General features: G+C 70.7%; 5 protein-coding genes. 2 read left to right on the top strand and 3 right to left on the bottom strand.

Translation table 11 applies throughout. The features are described from left to right. The 3 genes from ACWF94_RS36030 to ACWF94_RS36020 form a co-directional block, all read right to left on the bottom strand. Positions 1-898, bottom strand: an 898-nt coding sequence (locus ACWF94_RS36030; RefSeq protein ID WP_453498634.1) for a beta-ketoacyl synthase N-terminal-like domain-containing protein, incomplete at its 3' end; no start/stop codon positions are given. Then, positions 895-2,175, bottom strand: a complete 1,281-nt coding sequence (locus ACWF94_RS36025; RefSeq protein WP_453498631.1) for a beta-ketoacyl-[acyl-carrier-protein] synthase family protein — start codon at positions 2,173-2,175, stop codon at positions 895-897. The genes ACWF94_RS36030 and ACWF94_RS36025, both read right to left, overlap by 4 nt. Next, complete coding sequence (locus ACWF94_RS36020) at positions 2,175-2,525, bottom strand: antibiotic biosynthesis monooxygenase family protein (RefSeq protein ID WP_453498628.1); 351 nt, start codon at positions 2,523-2,525, stop codon at positions 2,175-2,177. Before ACWF94_RS36020 ends, ACWF94_RS36025 begins: the two co-directional genes overlap by 1 nt. Before the next feature lie 232 nt (positions 2,526-2,757). On the opposite strand from ACWF94_RS36020, the gene ACWF94_RS36015 reads away from it, so the two are divergent. Together ACWF94_RS36015 and ACWF94_RS36010 are read left to right on the top strand one after the other, a co-directional pair. Then, complete coding sequence (locus ACWF94_RS36015; RefSeq protein ID WP_453498626.1) at positions 2,758-3,192, top strand: SnoaL/DnrD family polyketide biosynthesis methyl ester cyclase; 435 nt, start codon at positions 2,758-2,760, stop codon at positions 3,190-3,192. Positions 3,193-3,218: 26 nt separating this feature from the next. Continuing rightward, on the top strand, positions 3,219-3,808 hold a 590-nt coding region (locus ACWF94_RS36010; RefSeq protein WP_453498623.1), incomplete at its 3' end, for a mycothiol-dependent nitroreductase Rv2466c family protein.

The following is a 3,808-nucleotide window of genomic DNA, read 5'->3' as shown; positions in this document are numbered from 1 at the left end:
CGAACACCACATCGATGTCGCCCGGCCGCAGTGCGGCCTCGTCGAGGGCGAGTTCGGCCGCGCGCCGCAGGTTCGGCGGCCGGCCGCTCTCGGGCGGCGGGTCGAAGGTGGCGGCACAGCCGGCTATCTCCCCGTACCAGGAACGCACACCGCGGGCGCGGGCGGACTCGGCGGACTCCAGCACGAACAGCGCCCCGCCCTCGCCCGGCACATGCCCGGACGCGCGCGTGTCGAAGGGCAGATACGCCCGGCGCGGGTCCTCCTCGGTGCTGATCCGGCCGCCGGCGAGCTGGGCGACCCAGCCCCAGGGGCACGGCGAGCCGTCCACGCCGCCCGCGATCACCATCTGGACGTCGTCGCCACGGAGGTGCCGCCGGGCCTTCGCCAGGGCGTCCAGCGCGCCGGCCTGCTCGGTGACCAGGACCCCGCCCGGTCCGCGCAGCCCGTGCCGGATCGAGATCTGCCCGGTGTTCACCGCGTAGAACCAGGCGAAGGACTGGTAGGCGCTGACGTTCTCCGGGCCCTTGCTCCAGAGGTTGTGCAGTTCCCGGTGGCCGAACTCGAAGCCGCCTGCGGTGCTGGCGGTGACGACCCCTATGCCGTACTCCGGCAGTGCGCCGGGGTCCACCCCCGCGTCCGTGATCGCCCACTCGGCCGCCACCAGCGCCAGCCGGGTCATATGGTCGGTCTGCGGGAGCAGTCTGCTCGCCAGGCCCTGTTCCCTGGGGTCGAAGCCACTTATCTCACCGGCCAGCCGGCTGGGGTAGCGCCCTGCGTCGAACCGGCTGATGGGGCCGATCGCGGGCCGCCCGGCCAGGGTGGTGCTCCAGTGTGCCGCGGCGCCGAGCCCCGTCGGCGCGAGCACGCCCATGCCGGTGATCACGGCGGTGGCGGTCATCGCTCCGCCCTCTGGGGGGTCCGGAGCACCATCGCGCTCTGGAAGCCGCCGAAGCCGCTGCCCACGGTGAGCACGGTGTCCACGTGCTGTTCGCGTGCGGTCAGCGGCACATAGTCGAGGTCGCACTCGGGGTCCGGTTCATACAGATTGGCGGTGGGCGGAATGGTGTTGTGCTCGATGGTGAGCGCGCTGGCCGCGATCTCCAGCGAGCCGATCGCGCCCAGGGAGTGTCCGATCATCGACTTGATGCCGCTCACCGGGACCCGGTAGGCGTGCGCGCCGAGGCTGGTCTTGAAGGCCGCGGTCTCGTGCCGGTCGTTCTGTCTGGTGCCCGAGCCGTGCGCGTTCACATAGTCGATGTCCTCGGGGCCGACCGACGCGCGGGCCATGGCGACGCGGATGGCCTCGGCCATCTCCCGGCCGTCCGGGCGCAGTCCGGTCATATGGAAGGCGTTGGAGCGGGAGGCGTATCCGCTGATCTCCGCGTACACATGCGCGTCGCGCCGGCGGGCGTGTGTGAGTTCCTCCAGGACGAAGACGGCGGCGCCCTCGCCGAGCACGAAGCCGTTCCTGGTGCGGTCGAAGGGTCTGGACGCGCGTTCGGGTTCATCGTTGCGCGGGGTGGTCGCCTTGATCGCGTCGAAGCAGGCCACGGTGATCGGCGAGATCGGGGCGTCGGTGGCGCCCGCGACCATCACATCGGCCGAGCCCTCCTGGATCAGCTCCACGGCGTGTCCGACCGAGTCGAGCCCGGAGGTGCAGCCCGTGGAGATCAGCGACACGGGGCCCTCGGCGCCCACGTCCCTGGCCACCTCGGCCGCGATCGAGCTGGGGACGAAGTAGTCGAAGAGGTGCCGCCCGGCGTAGGAGTCGTCCACCAGCCAGTGCCGCCCGCCGTCGCTGACGACGGAGTACTCCTCCTCCAGGCTCATCGTGCACCCCACCGCGCTGCCGATGGCGACGCCGGTCCGCGCGGGGTCCAGGGCCGAGCTGTCGAGACCGCTGTCGGCGATGCCCTCCCGGGCGCTCACCACGGCGAACTGCGCGGCCCGGTCCATCCGCCGGGCCTGCTGCGGGGTCAGCCCTTCGCGCAGCGGGTCGAAATCGCACTCGGCGGCGACCTGCGAGCGGTAGGGGGTGGGGTCGAAGAAGCTGATCCTGCCGGTGGCCGTGCGCCCGGCGGTCAGCGCGTCCCAGAACGGTTTTCGCCCCACGGCGTTGGGCGCTACGACGCCGATGCCGGTGATGACGACACGACGGCCCGTGGATGTGCCCATCAGCGGTCCACCGTCGCCGCCCGCTCCGCTGACACGAATTGCCGGGGAAGGTAGAGGCCGGGCTCGGATGTGCTCAGTTCCCGGACCGCCGCCGCGTGCGGCGGGAAGCCGGGATCGGCCACCGCCGTACGGAAGGCGGCCGCGTCCCGCCAGTGCGCGATGTTGACGTACCGGGTCGGGTCCTCGGCGTGCCGGTGCAGCGCGTACCGCAGGAAGCCGTCCCGGCCCGCCAGGAACTGTCCGGTCTCGGCGAAGACCCTCTCGAACTCCTCGGGCGAGGCATGCACGGTGAACCTGTTGATGAAGGTGACCACCTCGCTCCTGGTGGGATCAAGGTCGTTCGGCTGCATCTCAACGCCTCTTTTCGCATGCGACGTCCGGCATTCACGATGTGTGGCGACGTCCAACGTGCGTGTCCGCTCTCGCAGTTGGCTCAACATCGTCTGGACACGGCACCGCCCGTCGCCTCGTGCCGGATCGAGCGGCCGTGGAGCAGCGGATCGAGCGAACGTCGATCCGCTGCCGATCGTGGTGTTGGGATGCTCATCGGCGACGGGAACACCGAGAACCGGAGGCAACGCGATGAGTGAGCACGCCGAAGCCGTACGGCGGATGATCAAGGCGTACAACACAGGGCAGACCACCGACGCCCATGAGTTCATCCACCCGGAGTATCTGAACCCGGCCACGATCGAGCACGGCATCGGACAGGGGCCCGAGGCGTTCGCCAAGGCGGTAGCCTGGCTGAGGATGACCTTCTCCGAGGACGCGCACCTGGAGGAGGTCAGGATCGAGGAGCGGGGCGACTGGGTGCGGGCGAATCTCGTGCTCTACGGCCGGCACATCGGCGCGATGGTGGGCATGGCGCCGACCGGCCGCCGCTTCTCCGGTGAGCAGATCCATCTGCTGCGCCTCGTCGACGGCAAGATCAGGGACCACCGGGACTGGCCCGACTACCAGGGCACGTACCGCCAGCTCGGTGAGCCGTGGCCCGAGCCGGACGGCTGGCGCCCGTGAACCAAACCCTATGAGGAGCCGGTGAGATGACCGAACCGCGGACCGTCGACTTCTGGTTCGACCCCGTCTGCCCGTACACCTGGATCACCTCGCGGTGGCTGGTGGAGGTGAGCAGGGTACGGCCGGTGGCCATCCGCTGGCGGGTGATGAGTCTCTCGGTGCTCAACGAGCACCGGGACGACAACCCCGAGGGCGAGTGGGAGGACTACATGTGGGCGCCGGTACGGGTGTGTGCCGCGGTGGAGCAGCGGTTCGGCCAGCAGGCGCTCGGTGACCTCTTCACCGCGATGGGCACCCGTTTCCATCTCCAGGGCGACTGGGGGAACCTCACCGCGGCCCTCGCCGACGCCGGGCTGCCGGAGGAGGTCGCCGAGGTCGCCGAGTCCACCGCGTACGACGAGGCGATCCGCTCGTCGCACGCACGGGCGATGGAGCTGGCGGGCGGCAATGTCGGCACCCCGGTGGTGTCGGTCACCGGGCCGGACGGCGAACGGGTCGGCTTCTTCGGCCCGGTCGTCTCTCCGGCGCCCACCGGGGAGACGGCCGGACAGCTGTGGGACGGCTTTCTGCTGATGGCGGGTGTTCCGGGCTTCTACGAGGTCAAGCGCACCCGCAC

This window comes from Streptomyces sp. NPDC055078, assembly GCF_053607985.1.
The sequence above is the reverse complement of the archived record's forward strand: the minus strand, read 5'-3'. Positions and strand labels throughout refer to the sequence as shown.

What these genes read in the sequence shown, in the direction of transcription:
- ACWF94_RS36015 (WP_453498626.1), top strand. Translation starts at nt 2,758, where the DNA reads ATGAGTGAGCACGCCGAAGCCGTACGGCGGATGATCAAGGCGTACAAC.
- ACWF94_RS36025 (WP_453498631.1), bottom strand. Translation starts at nt 2,175, where the DNA reads ATGGGCACATCCACGGGCCGTCGTGTCGTCATCACCGGCATCGGCGTC.
- ACWF94_RS36020 (WP_453498628.1), bottom strand. Translation starts at nt 2,525, where the DNA reads ATGCAGCCGAACGACCTTGATCCCACCAGGAGCGAGGTGGTCACCTTC.